Source organism: Rhodococcus sp. DMU1, assembly GCF_012272955.1.
GTDB lineage: Bacteria > Actinomycetota > Actinomycetes > Mycobacteriales > Mycobacteriaceae > Rhodococcus > Rhodococcus aetherivorans.
The window spans coordinates 5,848,301-5,863,628 of the sequence record NZ_CP050952.1; the positions used below are offsets into that span (position 1 = coordinate 5,848,301).

General features: G+C 71.0%; 17 protein-coding genes. 9 read left to right on the forward strand and 8 right to left on the reverse strand.

The features are described from left to right. The first annotated feature begins 118 nt into the window (after nt 1-118). A complete protein-coding gene (locus tag HFP48_RS26795) occupies nt 119-1,591 on the forward strand; it encodes a PucR family transcriptional regulator (protein ID WP_043796904.1) in 1,473 nt (490 codons plus the stop codon). Between the two features lie 10 nt (nt 1,592-1,601). Here the strand turns inward: HFP48_RS26795 and pucL are convergent, their stop codons facing one another. The 3 genes from pucL to uraD are packed head-to-tail and all read right to left on the reverse strand — an operon-like array spanning nt 1,602 to nt 3,365. Beyond that, nucleotides 1,602-2,516, reverse strand: a complete 915-nt coding sequence (pucL, locus tag HFP48_RS26800; protein WP_006944142.1) for a factor-independent urate hydroxylase — start codon at nt 2,514-2,516, stop codon at nt 1,602-1,604. A gap of 4 nt (nt 2,517-2,520) precedes the next feature. Continuing rightward, entirely contained in the window at nt 2,521-2,847 is a 327-nt protein-coding gene (gene uraH, locus HFP48_RS26805; protein ID WP_006944145.1) for a hydroxyisourate hydrolase, read from the reverse strand. Continuing rightward, complete coding sequence (gene uraD / locus HFP48_RS26810; protein ID WP_043796817.1) at nt 2,847-3,365, reverse strand: 2-oxo-4-hydroxy-4-carboxy-5-ureidoimidazoline decarboxylase; 519 nt, start codon at nt 3,363-3,365, stop codon at nt 2,847-2,849. Before uraD ends, uraH begins: the two co-directional genes overlap by 1 nt. A 155-nt stretch (nt 3,366-3,520) precedes the next feature. On the opposite strand from uraD, the gene HFP48_RS26815 reads away from it, so the two are divergent. Beyond that, entirely contained in the window at nt 3,521-4,423 is a 903-nt protein-coding gene (locus HFP48_RS26815; RefSeq protein ID WP_029546642.1) for an LLM class F420-dependent oxidoreductase, read from the forward strand. A gap of 19 nt (nt 4,424-4,442) precedes the next feature. Here the strand turns inward: HFP48_RS26815 and HFP48_RS26820 are convergent, their stop codons facing one another. Then, entirely contained in the window at nt 4,443-5,171 is a 729-nt protein-coding gene (locus tag HFP48_RS26820) for a helix-turn-helix domain-containing protein (protein ID WP_029546643.1), read from the reverse strand. Nucleotides 5,172-5,263: 92 nt separating this feature from the next. Between HFP48_RS26820 and HFP48_RS26825 the strand changes: the two genes are divergently transcribed. The 5 genes from HFP48_RS26825 to HFP48_RS26845 all read left to right on the forward strand — a co-directional run bounded on the left by HFP48_RS26825 (nt 5,264) and on the right by HFP48_RS26845 (nt 10,205). Further along, the gene (locus HFP48_RS26825) at nt 5,264-5,713 is read left to right on the forward strand and encodes a hypothetical protein (RefSeq protein ID WP_006944152.1); all 450 of its coding nucleotides are present in this window, start codon (nt 5,264-5,266) and stop codon (nt 5,711-5,713) included. A gap of 81 nt (nt 5,714-5,794) precedes the next feature. Then, complete coding sequence (locus tag HFP48_RS26830; protein WP_006944153.1) at nt 5,795-6,271, forward strand: hypothetical protein; 477 nt, start codon at nt 5,795-5,797, stop codon at nt 6,269-6,271. Between the two features lies 1 nt (nt 6,272). Then, nucleotides 6,273-8,111: a glycoside hydrolase family 15 protein gene (locus HFP48_RS26835; RefSeq protein ID WP_080688416.1), complete on the forward strand. Its 1,839-nt coding sequence runs from the start codon at nt 6,273-6,275 to the stop codon at nt 8,109-8,111. Between the two features lie 52 nt (nt 8,112-8,163). Beyond that, nucleotides 8,164-8,805 carry a hypothetical protein gene (locus HFP48_RS26840; RefSeq protein WP_006944155.1) on the forward strand — a complete coding sequence of 214 codons (642 nt, stop codon included), beginning with the start codon at nt 8,164-8,166 and terminating at the stop codon, nt 8,803-8,805. Then, entirely contained in the window at nt 8,802-10,205 is a 1,404-nt protein-coding gene (locus HFP48_RS26845) for an FAD-binding oxidoreductase (protein WP_029546646.1), read from the forward strand. Before HFP48_RS26840 ends, HFP48_RS26845 begins: the two co-directional genes overlap by 4 nt. A 46-nt stretch (nt 10,206-10,251) precedes the next feature. Here the strand turns inward: HFP48_RS26845 and HFP48_RS26850 are convergent, their stop codons facing one another. After that, nucleotides 10,252-10,698 (reverse strand): MarR family transcriptional regulator, encoded by a 447-nt coding sequence (locus tag HFP48_RS26850; RefSeq protein WP_080688420.1) that lies wholly within the window; start codon nt 10,696-10,698, stop codon nt 10,252-10,254. Nucleotides 10,699-10,939: 241 nt separating this feature from the next. On the opposite strand from HFP48_RS26850, the gene HFP48_RS26860 reads away from it, so the two are divergent. Beyond that, nucleotides 10,940-11,587, forward strand: a complete 648-nt coding sequence (locus HFP48_RS26860; protein ID WP_029546648.1) for a maleylpyruvate isomerase family mycothiol-dependent enzyme — start codon at nt 10,940-10,942, stop codon at nt 11,585-11,587. Between the two features lie 65 nt (nt 11,588-11,652). Here HFP48_RS26860 and HFP48_RS26865 read toward each other — a convergent pair whose 3' ends face one another. From HFP48_RS26865 to HFP48_RS26875, 3 genes are all read right to left on the reverse strand, one after another. Further along, complete coding sequence (locus HFP48_RS26865) at nt 11,653-12,318, reverse strand: FMN reductase (RefSeq protein ID WP_050036127.1); 666 nt, start codon at nt 12,316-12,318, stop codon at nt 11,653-11,655. Continuing rightward, the gene (locus HFP48_RS26870) at nt 12,315-13,460 is read right to left on the reverse strand and encodes an LLM class flavin-dependent oxidoreductase (RefSeq protein WP_006932509.1); all 1,146 of its coding nucleotides are present in this window, start codon (nt 13,458-13,460) and stop codon (nt 12,315-12,317) included. Before HFP48_RS26870 ends, HFP48_RS26865 begins: the two co-directional genes overlap by 4 nt. A gap of 93 nt (nt 13,461-13,553) precedes the next feature. Next, nucleotides 13,554-14,384 (reverse strand): oxygenase MpaB family protein, encoded by an 831-nt coding sequence (locus tag HFP48_RS26875; protein ID WP_168580393.1) that lies wholly within the window; start codon nt 14,382-14,384, stop codon nt 13,554-13,556. A 258-nt stretch (nt 14,385-14,642) separates the two neighbouring features. Here HFP48_RS26875 and HFP48_RS26880 point away from each other — a divergent pair, with 258 nt between their 5' ends. Then, on the forward strand, nt 14,643-15,323 hold the full coding sequence (locus HFP48_RS26880; RefSeq protein WP_043796830.1) for a class I SAM-dependent methyltransferase: 681 nt from the start codon (nt 14,643-14,645) through the stop codon (nt 15,321-15,323). Nucleotides 15,324-15,328: the final 5 nt, after the last annotated feature.

Sequence of the window (15,328 nt, forward strand, 5' to 3'; positions counted from 1 at the left end):
ACGCTCCCAGTCAACGCCCCGGAAACCGCAACATCCCGGTCGGCACACACGAAACGGAACCGAAATATCGGCTTCGTATTGTGCGATCGTCCAAACCCGTCACCCGGAGGTGAACGCCGTGCTGCTACAGGATGTCCTCGACGCACCGGAGCTCGGAATCCGCCTGCTGCACGGCGACTCCGATGCGCTCACCCGCCCGGTGCTGCGGGCGTGCACGACCGACATGCCCGATCCCACCCGCTACGTGAGCGCGGGATCGTTGGTGTTCACCGGCCTCGTCTGGCGGCGCACCGCGGCGGACGCGGACCTGTTCGTCACGCTGCTCGCCCGCGCCGGGGTCTCCGCCCTCGCCGCCGGGGAGGCGCTGCACGGGCAGGTGCCGTCCGACGTGGTCGAGGCCTGCGTCCGGCACGGGATACCGCTGCTCTCGGTGCCCGAGGAGGTGCCGTTCAGCCGGGTCATCGAGTACATGACCGGCCGGATGGCCGGGGCGCGGATGGACCGGTTGCAGACCGGCCTGGCCCGGCAGCGACGGCTGCTCACCGCGGTCGCCGACGGGTGCAGCCTCGACGAACTCACGGACCGGACCGCCCGGGAGTTCGGGGTGCCGGCGTGGCTGCTCACCGCCACCGGGATGCCCGTCGCCGGCGCCGATCCCCTGCCCGACGAGGATGTCGACGCCCTCACCAGGACCGCGCTGACCGCCGATCGCCTGCCCGCCGAGGTGGCGGGGGGATACACGGTGCTGCCCGTCGGTTCGGGGCTCGCCGACCGGATCGGCTCGTGGTACCTCGTGGTCCGGCACGCCGGCACCCCGGACGCGGAGTGCCTCGACGCCTTCGGCGAACTCGCCGCGGTGGCGGCCCTCGACCGGGTGCGGCGGGAGGAACGCCGCCGGCTCGGGTGGGAGGCCGCGGACCGGACGCCCCCCGGGGGCGACATCGACTGCGGCAGATCACCGGTCGCCGTGGTGGTCGACCGTGCCCCGGCCGGCACCCCGGAGCAGCGCGCCGCGATGCGGGCCGCCGTGCAGGACGCGTTGTCCGGCGCCGTCACCACCGTCGACGTCGCCGGGCGCGTCGTCGCGCTGGTCGACGGCGACGAGTCCGAGGTGGTTGCCGCACTGCGGCGGCGCCTGGGGCGCCTCGCTCCCGCGCTGGCCCGGACTCGCCTACTCGTCGGTGTCAGTGCTTGCGGCACAGGCGAATCCGTTGACGGCGCGGTGCGCTCCGCGGCCGCCGCCGTCGCCGCGGCGCGCGGCGACGCGGGGGCGGTGTGCGTGCGGGCGGCCGAGCTCGATTCCGCGCTCGGGTTGTTCACCGCCGTTCCCGATCAGTTGCGCCGCGCGTTCGCCGGGCGCATCCTCGGGCCCGTGCTCGAGCACGACCGGCGCACCGACGCCGGGCTGCTCGCCACCCTCGAGGCGTTCCTCGACTGCGACGGCTCCTGGCGCCGCACGGCGGACCGACTGCACGTGCACCTGAACACGGTCCGCTACCGGATCGGCCGCGTCGAGGCACTCACCGGCCGCGACCTCGGACGCATCGGCGACCGGCTCGACGTGTACCTCGCCGTGCGCGCCCTGGCATGAGAGCGGCCCGTCAGACGGCGCCGGTGTAGGCGTCCCAGGCGATCCCGGCGTCGGGGGCGTCCTCGCGCTGCACCGTCGCCTGGATGAGACCGTAGGGCCGGTCGTCGGCGTGGAAGACCTCGTTGTCGTTGGCCACGCCGAACCGCTCGAGGTCGTAGACGAAGTGATGCTTGTTGGGGGCCGACAGCCGGATCTCGGCGACGAACGGGTACTTCTCGAGCACGGCGCGTCCCATCTCGAAAAGAGTCTGCTGCAATGCTTTCGACTGAAGGTTCGCGAACCGCTCGAGCATGGTCGCCTTGATCCCGGCGTAGGTGACGTCCCAGTCGACGTCGGTCGTGGTGAACCGCCACTTCGCGACGAGGCTCGTCGCCATCACCCGGTCGCGAGTCGGCTCGAGGACCGTGTACGGATCGGTGAGGAACCCGGCGAACTCGGAACCGGTGGACTTGAGTACGACGAGGTCCTTCAGCCCGCCGATCACCCATTCCCGGCGCGCCCGGCCGGAACCCTGGACGGTCACCGCGGCGGTGCGTACCTCGGAGCCCTTCCGGGTCCAGGTGTGGTCGTGCCCCACACCGTCGACGGCGACGCGCTCCCAGGCGTATTCCTCGATCTCGATGCGAGCCGAGTGGACGGGTTCGACGTCGTCGACGAAGTGCCGCGCGAGGGCGAGGGCGTAGGTCTCGACGAACTCGACGCCCTTGGCGTAGGCGTAGATCGTCTGCTTCTGGGTGTCGGTGGGCAGGACGGTGCCCTGGTCGCCCTCGAGGTGCGCGGCGCCGAAGTCGCCGCGCAGGCAGGACGAGACGTTCATGTCGCGGATCTCGTGCCGCGGGGTGTCGCGGTGGATCCGCACCACGCGGTTCTCGGCCTTGCCGTACTGGTGCGGTCCGAGAACGATCTTGCCGGTCAGTTCGGTCATGGGGTCAGCTCCCGCGGTAGGTGGAGTAGGCGAACGGGGACAGCAACAGCGGCACGTGGAAGTGATTGCCGGCCACAGAGATCCGGAAGGTGACGACGACCTCCGGATAGAAGGGGACGATGTCGCGCTCGGCGAACCAGTCGCCCGTGCCGAAGGTGAGGGTGTAGGTGCCGGGCGGCAGGGGCTCGTCGGTCAGTGCGCGGATCCGGCCGTCGTCGTCGGTGCGTCCCGTCCCGAGGACGCTGCCGTCCGCGCCGGCCAGGGCGACGTGCACTCCGGCTGCCGGAGTCCCGGTGGTGGCGTCGAGCACGTGCGTACTGAGGGTGCTCATCACCCGCCCCCACGGGACGCGACGTCGGCCTCGTCGAGCACGAGACGTTCGAGCCGGAGCCGGGTGATGTCGGCCAGGGCGGAGCGCACCTCCGCGGCCTCGGTGGCGGGATCGTTGCCGAGGCGGCGGTGGAGGATGTCGAGCAGCTCGGCGGCGGACCGCCCGGCCGCGCGCACGAGGTACACGTGCCCGAACCTGTCCTCGTAGGCACGGTTGCCGACGGCGAGGGCGGCAAGGATCCGGGCGTCGGCGGTGGCGACGGCCGACTGCTCCCGCTGCGACGACGCGCTCTCCGAACGTTCCCCGATGCGCGGATGCCCGGCCAGGGCCTCGGCCCGGCCGTGGTCGTCGAGACCCGCGATCGCGACGGACACGGCGTCGAGCAGGGCCGGACGGTCGCCGTACGGGCGTCCGGCGGCCACCCGGGCGGCCCAGGTCGCGCCGGCGCAGCAGGTCGTCAGCAGCGCGACGGCCTCGTGTTCCGGCAGGGCGTCGAACTCGGCGACGGTGTACGGCACGGGAGCCTCCTTCGTTCCGGTGTCTCCACCCTCGCGCAGGCGGGGCGGCTCCCGGGGTGCCCGCAGCTACAAAGTCGGCCGCGGTCCGGCGGAGGGGTTTGGACGATCATCCAGGGCCGCGGTCCGGGCCGACCGCCACCGATCGACCGCCCGGAATGAAACCGGCGGCGACGGAGGTTGGACCCGGCGTGACGGATTCGACGAAGGCAGAGAACACGACGCAGACTCCCCCGCTCGGCCGCTTCGGCGTCTGGCGGCACGCGACCGGCCTCCCACCGGAGACCGGAGCCGAGATCGAGAAGCTCGGCTACGGCACCATCTGGATCGGCGGTTCACCGCCCGCCGACCTCGAGGTGGCCGAACGCCTCCTCGACGCCACCGAGAACATCGTCGTGGCCACCGGCATCGTCAACATCTGGACCGCCCCCGCCGACGAGATCGCGGCCTCCTACCACCGGCTCGAGGAACGCCATCCCGGCCGCTTCCTGCTCGGTGTCGGCGTCGGCCACCCCGAGGCGCACGGTGAGACGTACCGCAAGCCCTACGCGGCACTGGTCGAGTACCTGGACGTGCTCGACCGCGAGGGCGTGCCCGAGGCGCGGCGGGTCCTCGCCGCGCTGGGACCGAAGGTGCTGAAGCTGTCCGCGGACCGGGCCGCCGGAGCCCACCCCTACCTCACCACCCCCGAGCACACCCGCGAGGCGCGCGCCGTTCTCGGCCCGGGCGCCGTGCTCGCCCCCGAGCAGAAGATCGTGCTGTCCACCGACGTCGCCACGGCCCGCACCATCGGCCGCAAGGCCGTGGCCAACCCGTATCTGAAGCTGCGCAACTACCGTGCGAATCTGGAACGCACCGGCTTCACCGCCGAGGAACTCGACAACGACGGCACCGACCGGGTCGTCGACGCGCTCGTCGCGCACGGCGACGCGGAATACATCGCGTCGCGTCTGCGGGAGCACCTCGACGCCGGGGCGGACCACGTCGCGGTCCAGGCCCTGCCGATGCGGGACGACCCGGTTCCGGCCCTGCGGGAGGTCGCCGCGGCGCTCGGGCTCTGAGGCCCGGAACCGCGACGACTCACCGCTCTACGCCCCGGATCCGGACGCAGCAGAACCCCGGTTCCGGGGCGAGTTCCGCGCAGAGCCGGTCGGTCCCGAGTCCGGCGACGACCCCGTCGAGCAGGGCGAGGTTCATCCCGCAGACCAGTTCACGGTGCTCGTTCGCCAGCCGGTCGAACGGGCAGTTCGCCAACCGCATCTGCCCGTCGCCGGACAGGCGCGGCTCGTAGCCGTGCCGGGCGAGCAGCCGCGCCATACGTTCGAGGTCGGTACCTCCCGCGTCCATAGGACCGGGCACCGTTCCGGCGGGCACGGCCGGGGTGGCCGCATTCGCGGCAATACGCCGGCCGTGCTCGACGGCAGCGGTCCGCACCGCCTCCGCGATGGGCACCGAGTCGCGCATCGACCGCTCGATCGCGGCCGCCAGAACCTCCCCGGCGAGGTCGTAGCGCCGCTCGGGCAGGGAGATCGACAGCTCGCGCGACGAGCGCCGATAGAGCTTCGACGGCCGTCCTGCGCCCGGGCCCGTCCGCCCCGAGAGCCTGCGGTACTCCGTCTCGAGCAGGCCCTCCTCCACGAGCCGGTCGAGGTGGAACCTCGCTGCGTGCAGCGGCAGGCCTACCGCGGCCGCAGCCTGCTCGCGCCCGACCGCGTCCGCTTGTGCGGCGACGTAGCGGTAGAGGGACCTTCGAGCCGGGTCTGCCAGCGCACCGATCCCCGACGCCTGTTCGGCGAACTCGTCCTGCACGATTCCCCCTTCTAAAAGAGAAACTTCTTGACGTAATCTACGTCACACCTCTAAAATCAAATCTACTCTCTCTTAGAAGTCAGGAGACTTCGATGAGCCACACGCCCACCTCCCCCACCACGCTCCACTCCACCCCGGCCGGCACGAACGCCGGCGCCCGCCAGGCATTCGTCCTTCTCCGGACCGTGTTCACGGTGGCCCCGATCGCCTTCGGTCTCGACAAGTTCGCGAACCTGCTCACCGACTGGGAGCGCTACCTCGCACCCTGGATCGACGACCTCGTCCCGGGCACCGCCCACCAAGCCATGCTCGCGGTCGGCGTGGTCGAGATCCTCGCCGGCATCGTCGTCGCGATCAGACCCGCCATCGGCGGCTACGTCGTGGCCGCATGGCTGCTCGGCATCATCGTCGACCTGGTCACCCTCGGCGGCTACCTCGACATCGCGCTGCGCGACTTCGGATTGGCGGTTGCCGCCCTCGCCCTGGCCCGGCTGGCCACCGCCCCGGTGACTCGCCGCGGACCCACCCCGGGTACATCGTGAAACCGAGCCACCGGTTCACGGACGTCCGACGGCGACCGTGGACCGGCGGCAGCGACCTCCCCACCGAAAGGTGACTCCGCCATGGACTGGGCCGGATGGGCGCTCTTCGGATCGGTGGCCACCACCGCCCTGACCGCAGTCATGATCGCCGCCCAACTGGCCGGTTACAGCCGCCTGGATCTGCCGCTCGTGCTCGGCACCGTCGTCACCGCCGACCCGGATCGTGCCCGGGTGGTCGGATTCTTCATCCACCTCGCGATCGGCCAGGCCTTCGCACTCGGCTACGCCGCCACCTTCGCGCTGCTCCACCGGGCGACGTGGTGGCTCGGCATGCTGCTCGGCCTGCTGCACGTCGCGGTCGCCTTGACGGTCCTGCTGCCACTACTGCCGGGCGTGCATCCGCGCATGGCCTCCCATCGAGCCGGGCCGCGGAGCACCGCGGTCCTCGAACCACCCGGCCTGCTCGGCCTGAACTACGGTGCGCAGACCCCCGCCGTCGCCGTCGCCGCCCATCTCGTCTACGGCACCGCACTCGGCCTTCTTCTCCAGGTGCGCTGAAATGACTTTCAGGATGACCGATTTCGACGAGAGTGGCATCGAGGACAGGGCGGGCACGCAGACCCGGATCGGGGACTACGGCCTGCTGGGCGACACCCGCACCGCGGCCCTGGTCTCCGGCGACGGATCGCTCGACTGGCTCTGCGTGCCCCGCTTCGACGGAGATCCCGTCTTCGGCCGACTCGTCGGCGGAGCGCCGGCGGGGCGGTTCCGGCTCGGGCCCGAGGGGCATGCCACCGTCGTCCGGCGCCGCTACCGCACGCACACCGCAACGCTGGAAACCACCTGGGACCTCGGCAACACCCGGCTCACCCTGAGCGAGGCGATGATCGCGGAGGTGGCCGGACGGCTGCTCCCGGCGACCGTCCTCGTGCGTCGCCTCTCCGTCGAGGGCGAAACCGCGCGCGCCGTCGTCGAATTCGATCCGAGGCTCGGTGAACGCCACCGCCCCCCGAAGGTGCGGCGCGGTCCCGACCTCGTGTGCGAGTGGGGCTCGCTCGCCCTGTCCCTGGCCTGCGACTCCGGCACCCCGATCCCGCCGGGCCGGCCGACCTCGATCCTCGTGACCCCGCGGCATCCGGTCACCGTCGTCCTGACTGTGGCCCACCGCGAGCCGCTGATCCACCTCCCTCCCGCCGCGGCCTGGGAGCTCGTGACCGAGGACGAGGCACGCTGGCGGGCGTGGACGGCGGAGATCGCTCACGATCTGCCCTGTCGTGAGGCCGTCGTGCGAAGCCTGCTGACGCTGCGGCTGCTCACGTATTCCCCGTCGGGGGCGCCGATCGCCGCCCCGACGACGTCGTTACCCGAGTGGCCCGGCGGGGTCCGGAACTGGGACTACCGCTACGCCTGGCCGCGCGACGCCAGCATCGGCGTCGCAGCCTTCCTGGGCGCGGGCAAGGTCGACGAGGCACGCGGGTTCCTCGGATGGCTCCTGCACGCCAGCCGCCTGCAGCGGCCCCGCCTGCCGGTCCTGTTCACCCTCGACGGCCGGCACGCCCCCGCCGAACGCACCCTGCCGGGATGGCCGGGCTTCGCGGGCAGCGTACCCGTGCGGCTCGGCAACGACGCGGCCGATCAGCATCAGCTCGACGGCTACGGCTGGGTCGTCGACGCCGCATGGACGTTCGTCCGCTCCGGTCGGCCGCTGAATTCGGAAACCTGGCGCATGGTAAGGGGATTCGCCGATCACGTCTGTGCACGGTGGCGTGACCCGGACGCCGGCATCTGGGAGATCCGGGGCGACGCCGACCACCACGTGCACTCCAAGATGATGGCCTGGCTCGCCCTCGACCGGGCCCTGCGCATCGCCGAGACCCACCGCCTGTCCAGCCGTCGTCGCCGGCGCTGGCTCGCGGCGCGAGACGACCTCGCCGACGAGGTGCTCGCCCGCGGCTTCGACCGGATCGGAAATCGGTACACCCGCACCTACGGGTCGCGTGACATCGATGCCGCCCTGCTCGTGCTCCCCGTCCTGGGCATGGAGGATCCGGACTCGCACCGGGTGCGCGGCACGATCGACGCGATCCGCAGCGAGCTGTCGGCCGGAGGCCCTCTGCTCTACCGATATCCCCCCGGACAGGACGGGCTGCCCGGCGTCGAGGGCGCGTTCCTGCCGTGCTCCTTCTGGCTGGTCCAGGCGCTGGCCTTCACCGGCCGGCGGACCGAAGCCGGGGAACTGTTCGAAACGCTGCTGCGGCGCGCCGGCCCCCTCGGCCTGCTCCCGGAAGAGGTGGACCCGGGCACCGGCGCCTACCTCGGCAATTACCCGCAGGCGCTCACCCATGCCGCGGTGGTACAGGCCGCCCTCGCCCTCCGGGCTCACGGGGGAAGCGGATGAGCGGGGCCTCCGGGACCTTCTCTCCCCGGCTCCGGTGTGGAACAGTTTCCTCATGGCGATCCTCACGATCGCAGGCGTCGCGACAGCGGTGAGCGCATTCGCCTTCTACCGCCGGTGGCACCTGCGGTGGGGAGCGACGACCGCCGAGCACGCCGGTGCGATGCCCGGAGACGACATCCTCTCCTCGGCGACGTTCACTGCGACCCGTGCCCTCACGATCGAGGCGCCGGCCGAGTGCGTGTGGCCGTGGATCGTCCAGGTCGGCTACAACCGGGCCGGCTTCTACTCCTACGACCGTCTCGACAATCTGGGGCGGCCCAGCGCGACGACGATCGATCCGCGCCTGCAGTGCATCGAGGTCGGCGACGTGGCGGCGCCGATGGCGAGTCGGGCCACGGCGGCGACGTCCTTCCGGGTGCACTCCTTCGATCCGGGGCGCTGCCTCGTCTGGGCGAAGCCGGATTCGACGTGGTCGTGGCGCCTCGATCCCATCGACGACGGGCGACGGACCCGGCTCGTGAGCCGGTTGAAGGCCTCCTACCGGCCCACGCCGTCGCTTCCGCTCACCGTCGCGCTGATGGAACTGGCCGATTTCCCGATGATGCGCAGGATGCTGCTCGGCATCCGGGAACGCGCCGAACGCCTCGCCGGAGACGATCCCGCCTGCTCCCGGCAACGTCTGGAGGACACATGACTCGTACGACCGGCGACCTCGGCATGCTGCGGGCCGCGATGGAGGGCCCGGTTCTCGGACCCGGCGACGCGGACTACGACGAAGCGCGCACGGTGTGGAACGCCGACATCGACCGCCGCCCGGCCGCGATCGCACAATGCCGGAGCACCGCCGACGTGAAGGCGGCGATCGCCTACGCGACCGAGCACGGAATGGAGATGGCCGTGCGCGCGGGTGCGCACAGCACCGCGGGCGCCTCGGTCGTCGACGACGGCCTGGTGATCGACCTCGGATCGATGGATCACGTCGTCGTCGACCCGGAGAGCAGGCGAGTACGGGTCGGCGGGGGCGCCCTGTTGCGTGACCTCGATGCCGCCACGCAGGCCCACGGGCTCGCCGTCCCGGCCGGTCTGATCAGTCACACGGGCGTCGCGGGACTGACGCTGGGCGGAGGAATGGGCTGGCTCACCCGGCAGGCCGGATTGAGCATCGACAACCTCGAGTCGGCCGAGGTCGTCACTGCCGACGGCCGGATCCTGCGTGCCGCCGAGGACGAGAATCCGGACCTGTTCTGGGCGATCCGGGGCGGCGGCGGCAACTTCGGGGTGGTGACGGAGTTCGAGTTCCGCCTGCACGAGGCCGGCCCCGTCGTGCAGTTCGGGCTCCTGTTCTGGGGCCTGGATCAAGGCACCGAGGTGTTGCGGCTCGCCCGGGAGGTCATCGATACGCTGCCCCGCGAGCTGAACATCGTGATCGCCGGCGTGAACGCCCCACCCGCCCCGTTCGTGCCCGAGCAATACCACCTCCAGCCCGGCTATGCCTTCCTTGTCACCGGTTTCGGAGCACCGCAGACGCACGAGGACGCGCTGGCGCGGATTCGGCGCGCTCTGCCACCGCTGTTCGAGTTCGTCACGCCGATGCCCTACGTCGACGTGCAGCAGCTGCTCGACGAGGGCAACGCGTGGGGCTTCTACTGCTACGACAAGGGTTGCTACGTCGAAGATCTCTCCGACGATCTGATCGCGACAGTCGTCGATGTCGTGCCGCAGAAGAACTCGCCCCTGTCGCTCCTGTTGTTCTACCGGCTGGACGAGGCGTACTGCGAAACGAGGGAGGACGACACCGCTTTCGGCGGCGGACGGACGCCACGCTTCGCCGTCTTCATCGTCGGCGTCTGCCCCGATCCCGGTCTGCTGCCACCGGAGCGGGCGTGGGTGCGGTCCGTCTGGGAGGCCCTGCGCCCGTATTCGGTCGGCATCGGCGCGTACGTCAACTCCATGGCCGAGTTCGAACAGGACCGGGTGCGCGCCGCCTACGGCCCCACCAAATATGCCCGACTGGCCGAGATCAAGGCGAAGTACGATCCGCACAACGTCTTTCATCGGAACGCCAACATCGTTCCCGATGTACGGCGCGCGTGACACCGACGGATGACCGCCCCACGTCCGGTGGGACGTGACCGGGCGACTACTCCCCCGACGGCCGATACGGATCGGTGATCTCACGGAGCAGGGTGAGCGCCTCGCGCAGCTGCTTCATCCGGCGCGCGCCGAGATGCTCGGTCCACTCGGCCTCGATCCGCGCCTCCTCGGCCCGGGCGACGTGGCCGGCCTCGGCGCCGCGCGGAGCGATCCGCACGAGTCGCGCGCGGGCGTCGGTGGGGTCGACCGTGCGTTCGACGTAGCCGGCCCGCTCGAGCTGGTCGACGAGGAAGCTGGCTGTCTGCTTGGCCACCTGGGCCTGTTCGGCGAGAACTGTCAGCCGGGTCCCACCGGGTCCGATCCGGGCGGCCACCCGCGCCTGGGCGAGCGTGATGTCGTCGTAGCCGGCGCGCCGCAGCGCCGCGAGAATGCGGTTCTCCGCCGAGCGCTGGGCGATGAACATCAGCACGGCGGCACTGAGGTCCTCGGCCATCATCCTCCCTTGCCGATAGTCCGATCATCGAACTATATTGGTACCAACATCGTACTGATTGTGCCCGTCCGGGAGGTGCGATATGACCGGCGAACCGATCTCCGGGGACTCGATTCCCCGCGGCCACGACGCCGTGCGCGTCTTCGAGGGCGCGAGTGCTGTCCGGCTTCGCGGACGTCTTCGAGCTCGAACGCACCAGGACCCGGGCACCGGTGTTCCGCTGAGACGGAAGGCTCCGGCGATGAACGACGACGAGGTGTGGGCCGCGATCGACAGCGAGCGACGACGCACGGCCGACCTGCTCGGGCAGCTGTCCGACGACGAATGGGTACAGCCGTCGCTGTGCGACGGCTGGACGGTACGCGACGTCGCGGCCCACCTGACCCTGCAGCAGCTGACCGTCGGGGACTGCGTCCGGATGGTTCTGCGTCATCCCGGCCCGCTGAACTCGATGATCTGCGCCGCCGCCCGCCGACGGGCGACCCTGCCGACCGACCGGTTGATCGCGGACCTGCGCGCGACGATCGGTTCCCGCCGCCGCAACGTGGGGCTGACCAGCCTCGAGCCCCTGAGCGACATCCTCGTGCACGGCCAGGACATCGCGATCCCGCTGCACCGCGACCTCGAGATGCCGGTGACCGCGGCGGCCGCGGCGGCCACCCGCGTGTGGTCCTTCGGCGGCAGGGGCAAGGCCCGGGTCTTCCGCTCCCTTCCGCTGCGCGGCTACCGGCTCACCGCCACGGACGTCGAATGGTCGGCCGGGGAGGGGCCGGAGATCCGGGGGCCGATCTCCGCGATCCTGTTGCTGCTCACCGGCCGCCGCGTGGCGCTGCCCCTGGTGTCCGGGCCGGGCGCGGACGAGTTGCGCGCGCGGTTGCCGGCCGGGTGATCAGGTTTCGGATGCGGCACGGCCCGCCCGGTCCGCTCCGCGCCACACCGCGGTACGACGAGTTCTCAACCCATGTGGGCGCGCAGCAGATCCTGGAACGGCGTGCCGGGGGCGCGCAGCGAGTTCCCCGACGAGCGCGGCCGCGCCGGGGAGGACGCGGGCGTGAAGCCGTCCACACCGGTCCGTTCACCGACGACGAGCGCTGCGAGTTCCTCGGCCGCCCGCCGGATCCGGCTGCCGAGGGCGGCGCCGGCCTCCCCGTCGCCGAAGTCCTCGGTCGCGGCGAACACGCCCGTGGGGACGACCACCGCGCGCAGGAACGTCAGCAGTGGACGCATCGCGAAGTCGAGCACCATCGAGTGCCGGGCCGAGCCCGCGGTCGCGGCGACGATCGTGGGCATGCCGTTCAGCGCGTCGGTGTCGAGCACGTCGAAGAACATCTTGAACAGGCCGCTGTAACTCGCGGTGAACACCGGAGTGACGGCGATCAGACCGTCGGCGTGCGACACCTGCTCACGCGCCCGCGCGACGGCCGGGGCCGGCAGGCCGCCGGTGGCGACCGTGATCGCGAGATCGGTTGCGAGATCGCGGAGTTCGATCACCTCGACATCCGCGGACTCACCCCGCGCGCCGACCGCCGCGGTGACGGCGGCGGCGATCCGGTCCGCCAGCAGACGCGTCGACGACGGTTGCGAGAGCCCGGCGGTGACGACGACGATGCGGCGGCTCATCGGGCGTCGGCCTCCTCGGCGGCGGACAGATCCACCTTTGCGGGAACCACGAGGCGGTGCGGGGAATCCGGACCCGCGGCGACGAGCGAGGCGTGCGTCGGGGGCTCCGACGGCACGTGCGCCGGGCGGCGTCGTTCGAACTCGGTGCGCAGCACGGGCACGACCTCGCGGCCGAGGATCTCGATCTGCTCGAGCACCACGTCGAGGGGCAGACCGGCGTGGTCCATGAGGAACAGCTGCCGCTGGTAGTCGCCCGCGTAGTCGGCGAAGCCCAGGGTGCGCTCGATCACCTGCTCGGGGGTGCCGACGGTCAGCGGGGTCGTCGCGGAGAAGTCCTCGAGCGACGGTCCGTGACCGTAGACGGGGGCGTTGTCGAAGTACGGCCGGAAGACGCGCTTGGCCTTCTCCTCGGTCTCCGCCATGAACACCTGGCCGCCGAGGCCGACGATCGCCTGGTCGGCGGCGCCGTGGCCGTACTGCTCGAACCGGGTGCGGTAGAGGCTGATCATCTGCTGGATGTGTTCCCGGTTCCAGAAGATGTTGTTGTGGAAGAAGCCGTCGCCGTAGAACGCGGCCTGCTCGGCGATCTCCGGCGAGCGGATCGAGCCGTGCCACACGAACGGCGGGGTGTCGTCGAGCGGCCAGGGGGTCGAGGTGTAGCCGCGCAGCGGGGTGCGGAACTTGCCTTCCCAATCGAGGGCCTTCTCCCGCCACAGGCGGCGCAGCAGGTGGTAGTTCTCGATCGCGAGCGGGATGCCCTGGCGGATGTCCTTGCCGAACCACGGGTAGACCGGGCCGGTGTTGCCGCGGCCCATCATGAGGTCGACGCGGCCGCCCGAGAGGTGCTGCAGCATCGCGAAGTCCTCGGCGATCTTCAGCGGATCGTTCGTCGTGATCAGCGTCGTGGCCGTGGAAAGGATCAGTTTCTCGGTCCTGGCGGCGATCCAGCCGAGCATGGTGGTGGGCGACGACGGGACGAAGGGCGGATTGTGGTGCTCGCCGCTCGCGAAGACGTCGAGCCCGACCTCCTCGGCCTTCAGCGCGATCTCCGTCATCGCGACGATGCGTTCGTGCTCGGTGGGTACGCGGCCCGTGGTGGGGTCGCGGGTCACGTCGCCGATGGTGAAGATGCCGAACTGCACGATGAGCCTCCGTCAATAGTTGATTACTCAACTATATGAACCGGTGCGGTGCGGGCGATATTCCGGCCACCCGGACACCGGCGCGGCGGCATGTCAGAAGACGGGCAGGCCCAAGCGGCGCCGCAGGCGCAGGTCGACCAGATACGCCTTCCACGGAATGCTCCACAGTCCCGGCGTCAGCCGGTGCACGGCGCGCAGCAGGCGCGGGTACCGGGCGAAGGCGCGCTGGTCGTCCGACGACCACTCGAATTCCATGACCGCGCGGAATTCCGGCGGTAACGCTCCTCGTGTGACGAGCCGGAACGGGCGGCCGAGCGCTCGGTGTATCGCGTAGCCGGCCCGGCCCAGCCGGACCTCGAGGAAACGGAGGTCCGCCAGGGCGGCGAGATAGGTACGGACTTCGTCCGTCATCGACACCTCGTCCAGGCCCGCACGCCACACGCTGTCGTACTCCTCGCGCGTGACCGGCCACGCCCCGGGCCGCACGTTCAAGGTGGTGCCCAACGTGGCCCCGTCGCGAAGCACCCGCTCGTACTCGGCGTCGGTCAACGGACCGTGCAGGTATTCGTACTGGTCGACGAAGTACTTCAGCAGGCACACCGCCACCCACAACTGCAGCTTGGGAGAGTTGGCGCTGTAGGGGGTCACCGAATCCGGCCCGGACACGACCCGGGCGTGGATTCGCCGTACCGCTTCCCGCACGTAGGCGCGATCGTCCTCGTTGCCGAATACCGCCACCGCGAGGTACGTCGTGGTGGTGCGGGCGCGCTTGACGGGATGCAGATCCGCCCGGCCGGAGTGCACCGCGCTCTCGATCACTCCCTGCCCCACTCCGGGCACGGCCAGTTGCATGATGACATTCGCCGCGTTGATCGATCCCCCCAGAGGCGAGACAAGATCACCGACGGTACGGATCGTCCGCATACACCCTCCATCTGACAACGATCGTACTCACTTTACGCTGCACATCGACCCCACCTCAACGGCCCGCAGACCATTCGATCGAGCGTCGCCGGGTGCTCGCTACGGAGCGGGACGCGAGCGGGACCGTCTGCCGGGTCCACGATTCGGGCCCGCCCTCGGAGGCAGCCGAGGCACCATGTGTCGATCGGCATCGACGCCGGCGCGCCCGACCGCACAGGGCCGGCCGTCCACGGCCGGAAGTCACGAGGAAGGCACGGCATGGAACATGTCGACCGCGGCGCCCTGGACGCCCAGCGCGGACACTGGCAGCGCACCTATCGCGACAACCCGACGATGTACGGGCCCGCACCGAGCGAGCCAGCCCGGCGCGCCCTCGAGCTGTTCGACCGCGAGCAGGTGCGTGAGGTCCTCGAACTCGGCGCCGGCCAGGGCCGGGACACGCTGGCCTTCCTCCGGGCCGGGTTGTCGGTGACCGCGCTCGACTACGCGCCCGAGGGCCTCGGCGAACTCCGGCGCGGCGCGGCCGAGGCCGGCGTGGCCGACCGGCTCACGACCCGCGTGCACGACGTGCGTGAACCCCTGCCCGTCGCCGATGCGTCCGTCGACGCCGTCTACAGCCACATGCTCTTCAACATGGCCCTCACCACCGAGGAGATCGACGCGCTCGGCACCGAAGTGCATCGGGTGCTGCGCCCGGGCGGCTGGCACGTCTACACCGTGCGGCACACCGGCGACGCCCACTTCGCCACCGGGACGGACCGTGGCGACAACCTGACCGAGCACGGCGGGTTCGTCGTCCACTTCTTCGATCGGGCACTCGTCGAGCGTCTGGCGCAGGGATTCACCGAACCGCAGGTGGAAGCCTTCGAGGAAGGCGGCCTGCCGCGGCGACTGTGGCGCGTCACGCAGCAGAAGATCCGGCCCACGCCCGCGGGATGACACCC